Here is a 15,388-nt window from a genome sequence, read left to right as displayed (position 1 = left end):
ATCCTAATGATTCCCAAGAATCCGTTATTTGCCTGCATATCGCACAGGATCCTACCGTCGTACCTATGTGGACCGCAGGAATAACCGGAATGCTGACTGGCCTGGCACTGATCGTGGCCATCGGTGCACAGAACGCCTTCGTGCTGCGCCAAGGCATCCGCCGGGAGCACATCGGCGCGGTGGTGGCCGTGTGCATGGCCGGCGACGCCCTGTTGATTGTCGGCGGGACCGCGGGCATCGGAGCGGTTGTCACCCATTTCCCGGAGGTGCTGGAAGTCCTGCGCTGGGCGGGGGCCGCCTACCTGCTGTGGTTTGCGGTGCGCTCCTTCGTGGCTGCGGTGAAGCCCTCCGCCCTGGCCGAGCAGGCGCCCCGGTCGAAGAATTCGGTGCTTGCCACCACCGCGGCCCTGACCTTCCTCAACCCCCATGTCTACCTGGACACCGTGGTGCTGCTGGGCAGCCTGGCCAACCAGCAGAGCCCGGACCTGCGCTGGATCTTTGCCGCCGGCGCGGTGACCGGGAGCGTACTGTGGTTCTCCGGCCTGGGGTACGGGGCCAGGGCCTTGGCGGGAGTGCTCAGCAGTCCTCGCACTTGGCGGTGGATCGACGGGGCCATCGGTGTGCTGATGGTGGTCCTGGCCATCCGCCTGGCGCTGCACTGAAGTAGGCTGTAGCCAGATTTACAGGGGAGAAATCATGAGCAACCAGCCATCCCAGGGACCTGACTACCAGCGCAGCGGTTCTTCACCATGGCCCGGCTACCAGCCGCCGGCCCAGAACCAGGGGTCCCCCTACGGGCAACCGCCGTACGGCCAGTCCCAGTACAACCAGGGCCAGTACGGCCAGTACAACGAGGGACAGTATCGCCAGCCCCAGTACTTTGGCCAGCCGTACTACGGCAGGGCTGTCGAGCCGAAGACCCTGAGCATCGCCAGCATGGTCTGCGGAATCGCCTCGGTGATCATGGGTTGGCTGTTGCTTCCCCAGTTCGCCGCCATCATCACCGGCCACCTGGCCCTGCGCCGTGAACCGGGAGGCAAGGGGATGTCCATCACCGGCCTGGTGTTGGGCTACCTCTGCCTGCTGGGCTACGGCGCAGTCTGGCTGCTGTTTATCATTGGCGTGACCGTCGCGGCCACCACCGGGTCGAATACCGGCACGTTCTAGCCCGGCACCTTTTAGCCCGGTACTCAAAAGTCCCCACCGGATGGTCAATTCCCCTGCGAAGGGCGGGGGGACTGGTCTGTGGGGCGGGGAGTTGTCTAACGGGGCGTTGCTTTGCTGCCTAGCGGAGCAGTTCCACATCCGAGACGAGTTCGATGTGCGCCAACATGGCGCTCGCGGCGGCGTCCGCGTCCTGCGCGCGGATCGCCTCGGCGATTTTGCGGTGCGAGGCGAGGGACTGCTCGGGCCGCCCCGGTTGGCCCAGCGACTCCATCCGGGTTTCCAGGATCATCTCGGCGATGAAGGCCATCAGTTGCGCCAGTACTGAGGAGTGTGCCGCGGCGGTGATGGCCTGGTGGAACAGTTCGTCGCCCTGGGCGCCGCGGTCGCCGTCGTTGATTTCCTGTGACATGACGTCCAAAGCGTTGTCGATGGCGGCAAGGTCTGCGTCGGTCCTGCGTTCTGCAGCCAAGGCTGCCAGCTTCACTTCAAGGGTGCTGCGGGCCTCCACGATTTCCGGCAGCCGGCTCTGGTGCTCGCGCAGGCCCTTGACCACCGAGGCAACGCTGGGCCGCCGGGCCAGGACGGCCCCGGTGCCGTGCTGGACGTCGATCACGCCGAGCACCTCCAGGGCCACCAGCGCTTGGGCCAGGGTGGCGCGGGAAACCCCAAGCCGCTCGGCGAGGTCGCGTTCCGCCGGAAGGAGGTCCCCGGGCTTCAGGTGGGCGGACTCGATGTAGGCAAGGATCTGCTCCACGAGCTGCTCATAAAGGCGCGGGCGCGAGACCCGCTCCAGGCCCAGCCGTGCTGTCTTCTCCACAAAGCCCTCCCTCGGACGTACCGGATCAGGATACCTGCTTCGTCTATTGACAGATAGACTCACTGTCTAAGAGGCTAGTCCAGTGAGCCAGTAACTCACGTCACACTCCTCGCACCCCAATGGAGAACCAACGATGTCCGCTCCTGTCTTATCGATCATCATCCTGGCGGCGATGTTCCTGCTCGCCACCGTCCTGCCCCTCAACATGGGCGCGCTCGCGTTCGTGGGCGCCTTCCTGCTCGGCGCCGTGGTGCTGGGCATGTCCACCAACGAAATCCTGGCCAACTTCCCCGGTGGCCTGTTCCTGACCATCGTCGGAGTCACCTACCTGTTCGCCATCGCGCAGAACAACGGCACCATTGACCTGCTGGTCCGCGGCGCGGTCAAGCTGGTGGGCAGCCGCGTGGCCCTCATTCCGTGGGTGATGTTCGCCATCACCGCAGTGATCACCGCCGTGGGCGCCCTGTCTCCCGCCGCCGTCGCCATCATTGCCCCCATCGCCCTGAGCTTTGCCGGCAAGTACAAGATCAGTCCGCTGCTGATGGGCATGATGGTGATCCATGGCGCCCAGGCCGGCGGCTTCTCGCCCATCGCGGTCTACGGCGTCACGGTCAACGGCATCCTGGCCAAGACCGACCTCGCCTTCAGCCCCACGGCCCTGTTCCTCTCAAGCCTCATCTTCAACCTGGTCATTGCACTCGTGCTCTTCGTGGTCCTCGGTGGCAAGAACCTGATGTCCTCCAAGGTAGGGCACTTCGTGGAGCAGGCGGCCGAGGCGCGGATGGCCGTCAGCGTCGGCGCCAAGGCGCCCGGCGGCGACGTACCCTTCAAAGGCTTTGGCTCCGGCATGTACGGCCCCCGGGACCCCGCCGGCGACGGCATTGCTGCAACCAAGGAGCGCAAAGACCGGATCCCGCAACTGGTCACCATCGCCGGCCTGATCGTGCTGGCCGTCGTGGCCCTCGGCTTCAAGATGGACGTCGGCTTCGTGTCCATCACCATCGCCATCGTGCTGGCGCTGGTCTCGCCCGCAGCCCAGAAGGGCGCCATCAACAAGATCAGCTGGTCCACCGTGCTGCTGATCTGCGGCATGCTGACGTTCGTCGGTGTGCTGGAGGAAGCCGGCACCATCGAGTTCGTGTCCAGCGGCGTAGCAGGAATGGGAATGCCGCTGCTGGCAGCCCTCATCATCTGCTTCATCGGCGCCATCGTCTCCGCCTTCGCCTCCTCCACGGCCATCCTGGCAGCGCTCATCCCGCTCGCCGTCCCCTTCCTGTCCACCGGCGAAATCGGCGCCGTGGGCGTTATCTGCGCCCTCGCCGTCTCCGCCACCATCGTGGACGTCTCGCCGTTCTCCACCAACGGCGCGCTGGTGCTCGCCAACGCCCCGGAGGGCGTGGACAAGGACCAGTTCTACAAGCGGATCCTCGGCTACAGCGGAATCGTCATTGTGGCCGGACCCGTCCTGGCATGGCTGGCATTGGTGGTCCCCGGCTGGCTCTAACCGCCACCGCACCCCAACACCGCCTGTTTTTTAGAAAGGAAACCAGAACATGAGCACCGAGAACCGCCAAGGCCCCCTGGCCGGGCACACCGTCGTCGACCTCAGCCGGGCCCTGGCCGGACCGCACGCCGGCATGATGCTGGCGGACCTCGGCGCCCGCGTCATCAAGGTGGAGAACCCGGGTACGGGCGATGACACCCGCGGCTGGGGACCGCCCTTCGTCGGCCCGGAGGACGACCTGCAGTCCACCTACTTCATGTCCTGCAACCGCAACAAGGAATCCATCACCTTGGACCTGAAGAGCGCCGATGGCCAGGAGGTGCTGCGCGGGCTTTTGGAGCGGGCAGATGTGGTGATCGAGAACTTCCGGCCCGGCGTCATGGACCGGCTGGGCTTCTCCACCGCCGCCATGCATGAGCTCAACCCGCGCCTGGTGATCCTGTCCATCACCGGCTTTGGCCATGACGGGCCCGAGTCCCAGCGCAGCGGCTACGACCAGATCCTGCAGGGCGAGGCCGGCCTGATGTCCCTCACCGGATCCGGGCCGGACGACCCCCAGCGCGTGGGCGTCCCCATCGCCGACCTGCTCTCCGGCATGAACGGAGCGTTCGGCGTGCTAGCGGCGCTGGTGGAGCGGAACAGGACCGGGCAGGGCCAGGTGGTGCGGACCTCGCTGCTGGCCTCCCTGATTGGGGTCCATGCCTTCCAGGGGACCCGGACCACCATCGCGGGTGAGGTTCCGCAGGCCCAGGGCAACCACCACCCGTCCATCGCCCCGTACGGCCTGTTCAACTGCAAGGACGGGAGTGTCCAGATCAGCGTGGGCAGCGAGAAGCTCTGGCAATCGTTCGCCGCGGCATTCGGCCTGGACCCGGCCGCCCCGGGCTTTGCCAGCAACGCCGAAAGAGTGCGGAACCGCGCCGCGGTGATTGCCGCCGTCGAAGGCGCTTTCGCCGCGTACGGCGCGGAGGAACTGCTGCAAAAACTGAACGACGCCGGGATCCCGGCAGGGAAGGTCCGCTCGCTGGAGGAGGTGTACGCCTGGGAGCAGGTGGCGTCCCAGGGGCTGGTAGTGGATGTTGAGCATCCACTGCTCGGAAAGGTGAGCCTGCCCGGCCCGCCGCTGCGGTTCTTCGCCCCCGGCGACGCAGCGGAAACCACGGTGAAGCACCACGACGCCCCGCCGCTGCTCAACGAGGACGGGCCGGCAATCCGGGAGTGGCTGGGGCTCGCTTCCGCGGCTCCCGGGGCAGAATAACGTGGCGACGGCGGAGAAGGTGCGGCACTTGAAAGCGACCGAACTGCTGGATGCGGTGGTGGACCCCGGTTCGTTCATCTCCTGGGACACGGAGCCGGAACAGCCGGTCCTGTCCGAGGAGTACGCCCGCGACCTGGCCAGGGCCCGCGAACGCAGCGGCGCCGACGAGTCGGTGATCACCGGTGCGGGCCTCATCCGCGGCCGCCGGGTGGCGCTGATCGTGAGCGAATTCTCCTTCCTGGCCGGGTCGATAGGCCACGCGGCGGCACAGAGGATTGTTGCCGCCGTCGAACGCGCCACCGCGGAGGGCCTGCCGCTGCTGGCCGGCCCTGCGTCCGGGGGGACACGGATGCAGGAAGGGACGCTTGCGTTCCTGTCGATGGTGAAGATCACCGGCGCCGTCCGGGCCCATCGCCAGGCCGGGCTTCCCTACCTGGTCTACCTCCGGCACCCCACCACCGGCGGCGTCATGGCGTCCTGGGGATCCCTGGGGCACATTAACGTGGCCGAGCCCGGCGCACTGCTGGGCTTCCTGGGCCCGCGGGTGTACGAGGCGCTCTACGGCGAACCGTTCCCGGAGAACGTGCAGGTGGCGGAGAACCTCTTCCACAAGGGACTGATCGACGGCGTGGTGGAACCCGGCAACCTGGCCGACCTCGTGGGCCGGGCCCTGGACATCCTCTCCGCGAAGGAAGGCGCGGCCGCAGCGGTGCCTGCCCCGCCCGAGACCCTAAATATCCGGCCTTCGACCGTTGATGCCTGGACGTCCATCGAGATCTCCCGGCAGCAGCGGCGGCCCGACCTGCGCCAGCTGCTGAAATTCGGCGCCGTCGACGCGCTGCCCTTGAACGGGACGGGGCAGGGGGAGAAGGACCCGGGGCTGCTGCTGGCCCTGGCCCGCTTCGGCAGCCAGTCGTGCATCGTGCTGGGACACGCGCGGCCGTTGCGGAAGGACGCCGCCGGCATGGGGCCCGGTTCGCTGCGCGAGGCACGCCGGGGAATGAAGCTGGCGGAGGAGCTGCGCCTGCCCCTGCTCACCGTCATCGACACCGCGGGTGCGGCCCTGTCGCAGGAGGCGGAGGAAGGCGGGCTTGCGGGGGAGATTGCGCGCTCGCTGCACGAACTGATCGGGCTGGGATCGCCTTCGGTCTCCGTGCTGCTTGGCCAGGGCGCCGGGGGAGGGGCCCTGGCCCTGCTGCCGGCGGACCGGACCATTGCGGCCCAGCACAGCTGGCTTTCTCCACTGCCCCCCGAGGGCGCCAGTGCCATCGTTCACCGGACCACCGCGTTCGCGCCGGCCATGGCACAGGCGCAGGGCGTGAACGTCGCCGCCCTGTACGCAAACGGATTGGTGGACCACATCGTGGATGAACGCGGTGATGCCTCTTTGGAGCCACGCGAGTTCTGCAGCCGGATGGCGCAGGCCATCGAGTACGAGCTGGCCTCCGTGGCGGGCGTTCCGGTTCCTGAACTGGTGGCCGACCGGGCCCGCAAGTTCGCCAGCCTCGGTGCTCGCTGACGCCTGGTCCGGAGTCGGGAGGCGCCGGGGTTTCCCGGTGCCTCCTGCTCCGGCCCCATGCTCCAGCTGGCGTCCCTAATCAGGCCTGTCCGGGGTATACAAGGCCAGGAGGACGCCGGTGCTTGTATGCCCGGCTTCGATGAGCCGCAGCCGGGCCTTGGCGCCGCCGGCGAAAAGCTGTTGCCCGTTGCCCAGGACGACCGGGTGGATCATGAGCAGGTATTCGTCGATCTGCCCGGCCGCCATGAGCGCGCGGATCAGTACGCCGCTGCCCATGATCACGAGATTGGAGGCGAAGCCTTCCCGAAGTTCCTTTACGGCCGCGGGAACGTCACTGTGCAAAAGGGTGGAGTTGGGCCATTCCAGCCTGGTTTCCGGGTCCCTTGAGGCGACGAACTTTGGCGTGTTGTTCAGGGCCTCCTTGAAGGGCCCGCCCTGGGCGTTCCATGACTCGAGGAGCTGCCCGTAGGTTCTATGCCCGAGCAGGAAGGCGTGGTCCGGGCCCATCCGTTCGCCCATCTTCTGCACCGTCGCCTGGTCGGCGTACGGCACCGCCCAGCCACCGTCGCTGAATCCGCCCCGCGTATCCTCATCCAGCCGGCCGGGACCCTGCATGACGCCGTCGAGCGTCACGTGGTTCATCACGATGACCCTGCCCATCGCCGGCCGCCTTCCCTTGCCGGATAGCCTTTTGTATTGGCCGGTGCCTCTATCTGCGCTGCTGGACCCTGGACCGATGGGCGTTCCGGCGCAGCTGCAGGATCCTCGCGCCGCCCGCCACTGCCACAAAGACAGCGCCGGTCACGGCGGCGATGAACAATGCCATGCCCAGCGGGACGGAACCTTCGAAGCCCAGGAACTTCACCAGGACCAGTTCCTGGTTCTGCAGGATGAAGATGATCAGCAGGATCAGCAGCACCAGGGCCGCCACCACGGCTGCCCAGATGACTCCGGTGCGCGTGACCTTGCGTTCCGGGGCGCCGCTGGCCCTGGGGGCGGGGGTGGTTGCGGTGGCAGGTGTTCCCGGCTCACCCGTTGAGTAGGACGGGGCGTTGCCGTAGGCTGCGCGGTCTGCCGCCGGCCGGGCTGCGTTTGAAGCCGAAGTGCCCGTGTCCGTTTCCGGCTGGCGGTCCGGCCCCGGAGTGTACTGTCCTGCGCTCATGCTCGTCCCCTTTCCCAGAATGCTAAGCATGCTTATGGTTCAACCATAGACGGCCTGGTGGGACAGCACAACGACCGGCCCGCCTCGCCTGATTCCGGGTGCTGCTTGATTTATGGACAGGCCGCGGGGAACGTGGCGGAAGGGCCCTCCACGAGAACCCTTCCGTTCATTCCTGACTTCTGCCCGGGTGATTGCCCGGACGTCAGACCCTCTCCCTGCTCCGTTGGTCCTTGTCGGCTTCGGCGGAGGGGGTGCGCGGCGCAGGCGTCCTGCGCCAGTTGGGGAAGGCCCAGAACGTGAAATTCTGTGCCTTGACCGGCTCCTCCGGAGGTTCCGCAGGGGTTGCCGGTTCCGCTTCAGGGCGACGCTGGGTTTCCTTCCTTACGCCCCACCCGAAGTCCTTGCTCGATGCGTAGCACATCACAGACCTCCTTAGGTGACTGCCCTTTAATCGTCCTCCTGGCGGGCGCGGGAGTCGAGAGAGCAGCGCCGGAAGCTGTCAGTCTCTGCTGGACACCACGTCCTGCGCCTCCTGGGGGCGGTGGAACTCGCAGGGCCCCTGATGGCGGAGGGGGAGGAGGCAGGTCCGGCCCGTGGGCAGGTGGACCAGTGCGCAGCGGCCGGCCATGGCCAGGTCCTCCCTGACGTTGGAATTGCTCAGGTCCGGCCGTTCGCCGTCGACGGTCTCTGTGGGTCCGGCGCTCGCCGCAGCTTGTTCAGCGTTCATGGTGGGGCAACTCCTCGTCGGGGGAGGGCGGATGGAGACTGCTGAATCGTGCCTTTCCAGTGTGCGCGGCCAGGGTTACCAGCGGGTTAAGGGGGCGTTAGGTTCAGGTCAACAGCCTTGCCGGCCAGCCTCCCAATAAGGCGGCTTTCCTAATAGCCCAGGTGGTGCGCCACCTGCAGGAGGAGGGCTTCCGAGCCCATGGGACCCACCAGCTGGATCCCCATGGGCAGCCCGCTACCGGCGGTTCCTCCCGTCCAGAGCACGGGAAGGGTGATGGCCGGCAGTCCGCACACGTTCACCATGGAGGACCATGGCGCATATTCGCACTGTTTCCGGTAGTCGCCGTCGGCATCCCCGGGCCAATCAGCGGCCGGCCAGCGGTCGCTTCCGTGGGATGTGCCGGTAAACCAGCCCACGGGCCGCGGCGTCTGCGCCAGCGTGGGCATCAGCATCAGGTCCCACTGGGCGTACTGCGCCACAGTGTCATGCTGGAACTGCCGCAGGAAGGCAAGCGCCTCGGCGAGCTTGGCGGGGCTGCGCTGCTGGGCCCGCCGCCGGAAGGTCCTGGTCAGGGGCGCCAGTAAAGCCTCCCGGGTGGGGCTGATCCTGGCCGCACCCACCCCCGCGGTCCAGGCCGTGGTGAAAGCGTCCGGGTAGCGGTTGTCGTAGCGGATGGCGGCATCACCAAGAACGTGGCCGGCCTGCTCCAGGAGGGTAACGCCTGCGAGGAGCGCGTCCAGGGCCTCCTGCTCCACGGTGAAGGGGAAAGTGCTTGACCACGGGCTGTCCTGCGTGATCCCAATCCGCAGCCGCGGCGGCTCCTGTTGCAGTGCCCTGAGGTAGTCGTGCCCCGGTGCCAGGACGTCCATCATCAGTGCCGCGTCCTTTGAGGTCCGGGCGAGGGGGCCGGGAACCACCAGCCGGGCGGGATCGCCCGCGCTTTCTCCGGCCGTCACGAGGCCCCGGCCCGGCTTCAACCCCACGAGGCCGCAAGCGGCTGCCGGAATCCTGACGGACCCGCCGCCGTCGGTCCCTGGGGCGAAAGGCAGCAACCCTGCCGCCACCGCAGCGGCGCTGCCGCCGGAGGATCCTCCGGAACTCCTGCTGGGTGCGTGGGGATTGCGCGACGGCGGTGCGATGCGGTTTTCGCTGTACGCAGTCAGTCCGAATTCGGGCACCTGCGTCTTGCCCAGCGTGGTCACGCCGGCGTCCTTGAAGAGGGCCACCAGCGGGCTGTCGACGGGAACGGGTTTGTGCTCCAGCGCGGCGCTGCCGTGCGTGGTCACCACGCCCGCGACGTCCGTGAGGTCCTTGAAGGCAAGCGGCATGCCGTGCAGCATCGGCAGGTCCCCGGCGTCGGTGCTTGCGTACCGGGCATCCGCCGCACGGGCCTCCTCCAGGGCCTGGTCCGCAGTCACGGTGATGAAGGCGCCCAGGAGGGGGTTCTGCTGTTCAGTCCGCGCCAGGAAATGGGTGGCTGCTTCCACTGCAGACACCGTTCCGCTCCGCAGGAGCCCGCGCAGGACCAGTGCCGGGAGTTCGTGGAGTTCAGCCATGTAAACGCGCGACCGCTTGTGGCCTGGCCGCCGGTTCCGTGCTGCGGCCGGGGCCTGCCGGTGCCCCGGTGTGGGCAGCGATCTTTTGGGACATGCAAACCTCCTTGGGTTCAACCAGCCTAACCCGCGGCTTTTCCGGCCCCTTCGGGGTACCAAGGGGCGGAAGGGCTAGGCTTAAAGCGAACTCTGATCCCGCCAAGACAGGACTCCGATGAGCGATTTCGATACCGTCCCCGTCCACGACGTTCCCGCCGACGCAGTGATCCTGGACGTCCGGGAAGACTACGAGTGGGTTGCAGGGCACGCCGACGGCGCACTCCACATCCCCATGGACCAGATCCCGGCCCGGCTCGGGGAACTCGATCCGGATGAGGACCTCTACGTCATTTGCCGCACGGGCGGGCGGTCCTTCCGCGTTGCCCAGTGGCTTACCGGCCAGGGCTACACCGCCATTAACGTCTCCGGCGGCATGGACCAGTGGCTGGAATCCGGCAAGCCCCTGGTCTCGGACAACGGACTTAAGCCGCTGGTCCTTTAGTGCCCGGCAGCTCCCGAACCTACGCCTTCCTGGGCCCGGAAGGCACCTTCACCGAGGCTGCCCTCCTGCAGGTGCCGGACGCGCTCCAGGCCGTCAGGGTCCCGGCCTCGAACGTCAACGCAGCTCTCGACCGGGTGCGCGACGGATCAGCAGACGCCGCCATGGTCCCCATCGAGAACTCGGTTGAGGGCGGAGTTACCGCCACCTTGGATGCAATCGCCTCCGGCGAGGAACTGCGCATCATCCGCGAGGTCCTGGTTCCCATCAGCTTTGTCCTGGTAGCCCGGCCCGGCATAGGGCTGGAAGAGGTGCGGCGGGTTTCGACCCATGGCCATGCCTGGGCCCAGTGCCGGTTGTGGGTGGATAAGCACATACCTGAAGCGGAATATGTGCCTGGCTCATCAACTGCTGCGGCCGCACTCGGATTGCTGGAACAGGACTGCACCTACGACGCCGCAATCTGCGCCCCGCTCGTGGCCCGGGAGCACCCGGAGCTGTCAGTGCTGGGAGAGGACATTGGCGACAATCCCGGAGCCGTGACGCGCTTCATCCTGGTCAGCCGGCCCGGTGCGCTCCCGGCGCGTACCGGAGCGGACAAGACGACGGTTGTGGTCCCGCTTCCGGAGGACCGCCCGGGCGCGTTGATGGAGATCCTGGACCAGTTCGCCAGCCGCGGCGTCAACCTCAGCCGGATTGAGTCCCGGCCCACGGGGCAGTACCTGGGCCACTACTTCTTCAGTATCGACGCCGACGGCCACGCCGGGGAAGCGCGGGTGGGGGATGCGCTCGCCGGGCTGCACCGCATCAGCCCGGGAACCCGCTTCCTGGGCTCATACCCCAGGGCCGATAAGCAGGTGACGCCGGTCGCTGCTCACACCTCCGATGCAGCCTTTTCGGCGGCGAATACCTGGGTCCAATCAATACTCGGCGCGGAATCCGTCGCAGGTGAAAGCGGTTCCGAAGCTTCGCGCACAGCGTAGGCAAATGCCTCTCGAAGTACTTCCGCGGGCTGTGGTCAATGCGTATGCTTGCCTGATCCACACGGGGTATGGCCCCTGATGAAGGGAGCGGGTCATGACCAGCAGCAATGACAACGACGGCCAGGGGATGATCGTCAACCCCAAGCCTGCGGCGGACAACCAGGATTGGGACGGGGACGACGCAGACCGCGCCGACCGCCTGCGCTTCGAAGAGGAGCAGGCCATGATCCGCGAACAGTCCGAAGCACATGCCGCTGCCAAGGAAGCCCCTGCCGCTGGCAAACAAGGCGCTCAGGCGGAGAAGGAATCCGGGGCCTGACCGCGGCCGTATCACGGCCCCGCGTCATTCCGGCGTTCCACCACGGCGCCGCTTTTGCCGTCTGTTACCGCGCGGTTGCCCCACTGACCTGTACCTGCCCCTTCACCCGGACCAGGAGCGACCGGGGCTCCACCTGAACCGTAAGCTGCGTCGCTTCCCCGGACGTGTCGCCGTCGAGCTGTGTAGGCATCGGCTCGGGGCACTTGATGACCACCCTGGTTGACCGGTACACGGTCATGATGGGCAGCTTTCCGCTGTGCTTGAACATGATTTTCACGTACATCAGGAGCCAGCCGATGGCGCTGCGCGGGCTCATGACCACCACGTCCAGCATGCCGTCGTCGATCATGGCCTGCGGGATGAAATCGATGCCACCCGGCACCAGGCCGCAGTTGGCGAACAGCACGCTGCGGATGTTACGGATCTGCTCGGGGCTTCCGTCCAGGGCGATGGAGACCTTCTTGCGCCGGCCCGGGAGGTGCCGCACGCCGGCCTCCGTGTATGCCAGCCAGCCCACGGCCTTCTTCAGCCCCGCGTTGGTGTCGGCCAGGACCTCGGCATCCATGCCGATGCCCGCGATGACCAGGAACACGTGCTCGGAGTAGTGCCCGGTCCGCGAGTTCTCAATAGCCATCCGGGCGGTGTCGATATAGCGCTGGCGGCCGAAAAGGGCTGTCTGGACGTTGCCGTGAAGGTCGTTCACATCGAGGTCCACGTTGCGTGCCAGCAGGTTGCCGGTGCCCAGGGGAATCAGGCCCATGGCAACATCGGTGCGTGCGAGGGCCTCGGCCACGACGCGTACCGTTCCGTCCCCGCCGCCCACCAGGACGACGTCGGGCTTCCCTGCCAGGGCGGCCTGCATCTGGGAGAAGCCGGGGTCCTCCGCCGTCGTCTCGAAAAAGACCGGCTCGTCCCACCCCGCGGCAAGGCAGGCTCTTTGAATCATTTCCCTGGCTTCCCCGGCCCGCCCCTTGACGGGGTTCAGGACTACTGCCACGCGCTGCTGCGCCAGCCCGGAGTCATAGGCCTCGCCGGCCACGGTACTGCGAACGTGCAGCGCCTTGAGGCGACGCACCCCCCACCAGCTGGAGGTGGCGAAGGCAAGCGCCACCGCAATCAGCAGGTAGAGAATCCAGTCGCTCATGGTGTTCCAACAGTAGCCCGGCACGCGGCGGGAGGGGGCACGGAGACGTACGCCCGCCGTCGTGCGGTGAATTGGATACCCTTGTCAGGTGATCGACGTAAAAGACCTCAGCGAAAACCCTGACAAGTACCGTGCCAGCCAGCGCGCCCGCGGCGCGGACGAATCAGTGGTGGACGCGATCATCTCCGCGAACTCCGCCCGCCGCGAAGCCCTGCTCCGCTTCGAGAACCTCCGCGCCGAGCAGAACGTGTTCGGCAAGAAGGTGGCGAAGGCCAAGGGCGAGGAGAAGCAGGCCCTGCTGGCCGAGGTCAAGGAGCTGGCCAACTCGGTCAAGGCAGCCTCCGGAGAAGCCGATGCCGCGCAGACCAAGCAGGAAGAACTGCTCCGCACCATCCCCAACCTCGTCGAGGACGGCGTTCCCGAGGGTGGCGAGGACGACTACGTGGTGGTCAAGACCGTCGGCACGCCGCGCGAATTCCCGGACTTCGAACCGCGCGACCACCTGGAGATCGGCGAGCTGCTCGGCGCGATCGACATGGAACGCGGTGCCAAGGTTTCCGGTGCCCGCTTCTACTTCCTGAAGGGCGTTGGAGCGCGGCTTGAGATGGCGCTGCTTCAGATGGCTATGGACCAGGCGATCGAAGCCGGCTTCGTTCCCATGATCACGCCCACCCTGGTGCGTCCGGAGACCATGCAGGGTACCGGCTTCGATGTAAAACACGACGCCGAGATCTACCGTCTCGCCGAAGACGACCTTTACCTTGTGGGCACCTCGGAGGTGGCGCTGGCCGGGTACCACGCCGATGAGATCCTGGACTTCTCCGCCGGACCCATCCGCTACGCCGGCCAGAGCTCCTGCTACCGCCGCGAAGCCGGTTCACACGGCAAGGACACCCGCGGCATCATCCGCGTACACCAGTTCAACAAGGTGGAGATGTTCATCTACACCACGGTTGAGGAGGCCGCAGCGGAACACCAGCGGCTGCTGGCCTGGGAAGAGGAGATGCTGGCCAAGTGCGAGCTGCCCTACCGGGTGATCGACACCGCCGCCGGCGACCTCGGCATGTCCGCGGCGCGCAAGTTCGACTGCGAAGCCTGGGTTCCCACGCAGGGCGCCTACCGCGAGCTGACCTCCACCTCCAACTGCACAACCTTCCAGGCACGCCGCCTGAACATCCGTGAACGCATCGTCAATGCGGAGGGGGTCTCCAAGGGCACCCGCGCCGTGGCCACCCTCAACGGAACCCTGGCCACCACGCGCTGGATCGTGGCCCTGCTGGAGCACCACCAGAACGCGGACGGCTCGGTCAACGTTCCCAAGGCGCTGCAGAAGTACCTGGGCGGCCTCGAGGTCCTGCCGGTCCTGTAGGGGTCTCTTCTTCGCGCGCACCCGCAACTGGGCGGTGCACCCTTGAACGGACAGTGCACCGCCGAGTTCGGGGGTGCACTGTCCGTTATCGGGTGCCCGGTTGCCTGCTCCGGCTGCTTGGCAGCCCTGCCTGCCGGAGGCATGCTGCAAAGCGGACAGGGTTCGACGCCGTTGCCCAGTCCCACCGGACAACCCTGAAACCTGCCGCCCGAAGCCTGTCCTCGCGCTTCTTTTCCGCCAGTACGGCCTGGCGGGCTGTTCGAGTGCCCAGATATTCATCATTGAGGTATTTGGCGTCGCCGTCGAACTCGCCTATGAGCCGGTACTTGGGCCAGAAGAAGTCGGTCCGGGCGAGCAGCGAACCTTCCTGCAGGAACTTTGCCTGGAGCATGGGGGCCGGAAAGCCGAGCAGATGCATCTGGGCGCGGCTGAGCGATTCACCAGCCGACTCTGACTGTGGCGATGCGAAGTCGAGCACCTGTGCCACCCAATGTCGGCGGGCGGCCGAGGGGATCGGGGAAGCAGCCTGGAACAGTTCGTCCTTGCTCACGGGAGGTCCTGAAACCCGGCGGCTGCTGATCGCGTGGTCTGCCAGTACCACTCCGGCCGTGAAGTCCTCCTTCGAAATGACGCCAATGACTGTTTCCGCAAGAGGGGTTACCAGCAGTCCTCCTCGTTGGACTGCTGCTCCGTTCGCGAAATGCCGGTGGATGCCGTAGGCGGTGATGTGTTCGATTCCTGTTTGTCCGGACCTGTCCCGTGCCGCGGACGTTGTTGGTTTCCTGCGGCCCGTGTGGCCTCTGGTTGCCCCGGAGACGTGGATGTATGCCGGCACGGCGAGAAGTTCCAGATCCCAAATGACAGCGGCCGTGTGCAGGCAGAATGTTGGTTGCGGGAGCTCCAGATCCACCGCGCGGACGGTCTGGACGTATCTTTCCCACGGCGGCAATGACACCCATGCACGTTTTTCGGCATAAACACCTTTGCGGACACGGACAAGTTCACCCTGCGCATAGCGCCTACTGAGTGAACGGGTGTCCCCCGTGGTGCGGCGGAGGTCCTGCGCGGAGATCAGGTGCATGCCCTTATCGTCACCGGCCAATGAGTGGCAATTGAAGGGGCCGGTTGGCGCATGTGGACAACCAGGCAGCTCATATTCGCACCGGCTGATGGACGTTGCACCGGCGCGTTCGGGGGTGTGGTGTCCGCGGGCGGGTGCGTATCGTAGATGACGGCGAAGGGAAACCTGCCGCAGGGGGAGTGCATGTGGAAACCCGCCGAGTTAATCAACAGTTCAATAAACCTGTGGTCCCCGTCCTAGCGCGGGT

17 protein-coding genes are annotated in these 15,388 nt (G+C 66.6%); 9 read left to right on the top strand and 8 right to left on the bottom strand.

Features of this window, described 5'->3' with window-relative positions; genetic code table 11:
* Positions 1-89 precede the first annotated feature (89 nt).
* Both ACFO0G_RS14710 and ACFO0G_RS14705 read left to right on the top strand, forming a co-directional pair.
* Positions 90-662: a LysE/ArgO family amino acid transporter gene (locus ACFO0G_RS14710; protein WP_286400900.1), complete on the top strand. Its 573-nt coding sequence runs from the start codon at positions 90-92 to the stop codon at positions 660-662.
* Between the two features lie 34 nt (positions 663-696).
* Positions 697-1,167: a DUF4190 domain-containing protein gene (locus ACFO0G_RS14705; RefSeq protein ID WP_376978497.1), complete on the top strand. Its 471-nt coding sequence runs from the start codon at positions 697-699 to the stop codon at positions 1,165-1,167.
* A 118-nt stretch (positions 1,168-1,285) separates the two neighbouring features.
* Here ACFO0G_RS14705 and ACFO0G_RS14700 read toward each other — a convergent pair whose 3' ends face one another.
* Positions 1,286-1,984, bottom strand: a complete 699-nt coding sequence (locus tag ACFO0G_RS14700; protein WP_286400904.1) for a FadR/GntR family transcriptional regulator — start codon at positions 1,982-1,984, stop codon at positions 1,286-1,288.
* A gap of 133 nt (positions 1,985-2,117) precedes the next feature.
* On the opposite strand from ACFO0G_RS14700, the gene ACFO0G_RS14695 reads away from it, so the two are divergent.
* Genes ACFO0G_RS14695 through ACFO0G_RS14685 form a run of 3 tightly spaced genes read left to right on the top strand, consistent with a single transcriptional unit; the run spans position 2,118 to position 6,265 of the window.
* Positions 2,118-3,488 (top strand): SLC13 family permease, encoded by a 1,371-nt coding sequence (locus ACFO0G_RS14695; RefSeq protein ID WP_286400906.1) that lies wholly within the window; start codon positions 2,118-2,120, stop codon positions 3,486-3,488.
* A 49-nt stretch (positions 3,489-3,537) separates the two neighbouring features.
* Positions 3,538-4,746 carry a CaiB/BaiF CoA transferase family protein gene (locus ACFO0G_RS14690; RefSeq protein WP_286400908.1) on the top strand — a complete coding sequence of 403 codons (1,209 nt, stop codon included), beginning with the start codon at positions 3,538-3,540 and terminating at the stop codon, positions 4,744-4,746.
* Between the two features lies 1 nt (position 4,747).
* Complete coding sequence (locus ACFO0G_RS14685) at positions 4,748-6,265, top strand: carboxyl transferase domain-containing protein (protein ID WP_286400910.1); 1,518 nt, start codon at positions 4,748-4,750, stop codon at positions 6,263-6,265.
* Positions 6,266-6,340: 75 nt separating this feature from the next.
* Here ACFO0G_RS14685 and ACFO0G_RS14680 read toward each other — a convergent pair whose 3' ends face one another.
* From ACFO0G_RS14680 to ACFO0G_RS14660, 5 genes are all read right to left on the bottom strand, one after another.
* Positions 6,341-6,925, bottom strand: coding sequence for a dihydrofolate reductase family protein (locus ACFO0G_RS14680; RefSeq protein ID WP_286400912.1), 585 nt, complete (start codon positions 6,923-6,925; stop codon positions 6,341-6,343).
* Between the two features lie 49 nt (positions 6,926-6,974).
* A complete protein-coding gene (locus ACFO0G_RS14675) occupies positions 6,975-7,427 on the bottom strand; it encodes a LapA family protein (RefSeq protein WP_286400913.1) in 453 nt (150 codons plus the stop codon).
* 202 nt (positions 7,428-7,629) lie between these two features.
* Complete coding sequence (locus ACFO0G_RS14670) at positions 7,630-7,848, bottom strand: hypothetical protein (protein WP_286400914.1); 219 nt, start codon at positions 7,846-7,848, stop codon at positions 7,630-7,632.
* Between the two features lie 78 nt (positions 7,849-7,926).
* A complete protein-coding gene (locus ACFO0G_RS14665; RefSeq protein WP_286400916.1) occupies positions 7,927-8,154 on the bottom strand; it encodes a hypothetical protein in 228 nt (75 codons plus the stop codon).
* A 149-nt stretch (positions 8,155-8,303) separates the two neighbouring features.
* Complete coding sequence (locus tag ACFO0G_RS14660) at positions 8,304-9,710, bottom strand: amidase (protein WP_286400918.1); 1,407 nt, start codon at positions 9,708-9,710, stop codon at positions 8,304-8,306.
* A gap of 211 nt (positions 9,711-9,921) precedes the next feature.
* On the opposite strand from ACFO0G_RS14660, the gene ACFO0G_RS14655 reads away from it, so the two are divergent.
* From ACFO0G_RS14655 to ACFO0G_RS14645, 3 genes are all read left to right on the top strand, one after another.
* Entirely contained in the window at positions 9,922-10,248 is a 327-nt protein-coding gene (locus tag ACFO0G_RS14655; protein WP_142131663.1) for a rhodanese-like domain-containing protein, read from the top strand.
* Positions 10,248-11,228 carry a prephenate dehydratase gene (gene pheA, locus ACFO0G_RS14650; protein WP_286400922.1) on the top strand — a complete coding sequence of 327 codons (981 nt, stop codon included), beginning with the start codon at positions 10,248-10,250 and terminating at the stop codon, positions 11,226-11,228. Before ACFO0G_RS14655 ends, pheA begins: the two co-directional genes overlap by 1 nt.
* 94 nt (positions 11,229-11,322) lie before the next feature.
* Positions 11,323-11,547, top strand: coding sequence for a hypothetical protein (locus ACFO0G_RS14645; protein WP_286400924.1), 225 nt, complete (start codon positions 11,323-11,325; stop codon positions 11,545-11,547).
* Positions 11,548-11,611: 64 nt separating this feature from the next.
* On the opposite strand, the gene ACFO0G_RS14640 is transcribed toward ACFO0G_RS14645, so the two are convergent.
* The gene (locus ACFO0G_RS14640) at positions 11,612-12,691 is read right to left on the bottom strand and encodes a diacylglycerol/lipid kinase family protein (RefSeq protein ID WP_286400926.1); all 1,080 of its coding nucleotides are present in this window, start codon (positions 12,689-12,691) and stop codon (positions 11,612-11,614) included.
* An 88-nt stretch (positions 12,692-12,779) separates the two neighbouring features.
* Between ACFO0G_RS14640 and serS the strand changes: the two genes are divergently transcribed.
* Positions 12,780-14,060, top strand: a complete 1,281-nt coding sequence (gene serS, locus ACFO0G_RS14635) for a serine--tRNA ligase (RefSeq protein ID WP_286400928.1) — start codon at positions 12,780-12,782, stop codon at positions 14,058-14,060.
* A gap of 85 nt (positions 14,061-14,145) precedes the next feature.
* On the opposite strand, the gene ACFO0G_RS14630 is transcribed toward serS, so the two are convergent.
* Complete coding sequence (locus ACFO0G_RS14630) at positions 14,146-15,141, bottom strand: hypothetical protein (RefSeq protein ID WP_286400931.1); 996 nt, start codon at positions 15,139-15,141, stop codon at positions 14,146-14,148.
* Positions 15,142-15,388 lie beyond the last annotated feature (247 nt).

The organism is Arthrobacter sedimenti, assembly GCF_042652025.1.
GTDB lineage: Bacteria > Actinomycetota > Actinomycetes > Actinomycetales > Micrococcaceae > Arthrobacter > Arthrobacter sedimenti.
This window is presented reverse-complemented; position numbering and strand designations above follow the sequence as displayed.

Bases quoted from the DNA above. Each gene is read 5' to 3' on its own strand.
- ACFO0G_RS14710 (WP_286400900.1), top strand. From the start codon at position 90: ATGCTGACTGGCCTGGCACTGATCGTGGCCATCGGTGCACAGAACGCC.
- ACFO0G_RS14705 (WP_376978497.1), top strand. From the start codon at position 697: ATGAGCAACCAGCCATCCCAGGGACCTGACTACCAGCGCAGCGGTTCT.
- ACFO0G_RS14695 (WP_286400906.1), top strand. From the start codon at position 2,118: ATGTCCGCTCCTGTCTTATCGATCATCATCCTGGCGGCGATGTTCCTG.
- ACFO0G_RS14690 (WP_286400908.1), top strand. From the start codon at position 3,538: ATGAGCACCGAGAACCGCCAAGGCCCCCTGGCCGGGCACACCGTCGTC.
- ACFO0G_RS14680 (WP_286400912.1), bottom strand. From the start codon at position 6,925: ATGGGCAGGGTCATCGTGATGAACCACGTGACGCTCGACGGCGTCATG.
- ACFO0G_RS14675 (WP_286400913.1), bottom strand. From the start codon at position 7,427: ATGAGCGCAGGACAGTACACTCCGGGGCCGGACCGCCAGCCGGAAACG.
- ACFO0G_RS14670 (WP_286400914.1), bottom strand. From the start codon at position 7,848: ATGTGCTACGCATCGAGCAAGGACTTCGGGTGGGGCGTAAGGAAGGAA.
- ACFO0G_RS14665 (WP_286400916.1), bottom strand. From the start codon at position 8,154: ATGAACGCTGAACAAGCTGCGGCGAGCGCCGGACCCACAGAGACCGTC.
- ACFO0G_RS14660 (WP_286400918.1), bottom strand. From the start codon at position 9,710: ATGGCTGAACTCCACGAACTCCCGGCACTGGTCCTGCGCGGGCTCCTG.
- ACFO0G_RS14655 (WP_142131663.1), top strand. From the start codon at position 9,922: ATGAGCGATTTCGATACCGTCCCCGTCCACGACGTTCCCGCCGACGCA.
- ACFO0G_RS14645 (WP_286400924.1), top strand. From the start codon at position 11,323: ATGACCAGCAGCAATGACAACGACGGCCAGGGGATGATCGTCAACCCC.
- ACFO0G_RS14640 (WP_286400926.1), bottom strand. From the start codon at position 12,691: ATGAGCGACTGGATTCTCTACCTGCTGATTGCGGTGGCGCTTGCCTTC.
- ACFO0G_RS14630 (WP_286400931.1), bottom strand. From the start codon at position 15,141: ATGCACCTGATCTCCGCGCAGGACCTCCGCCGCACCACGGGGGACACC.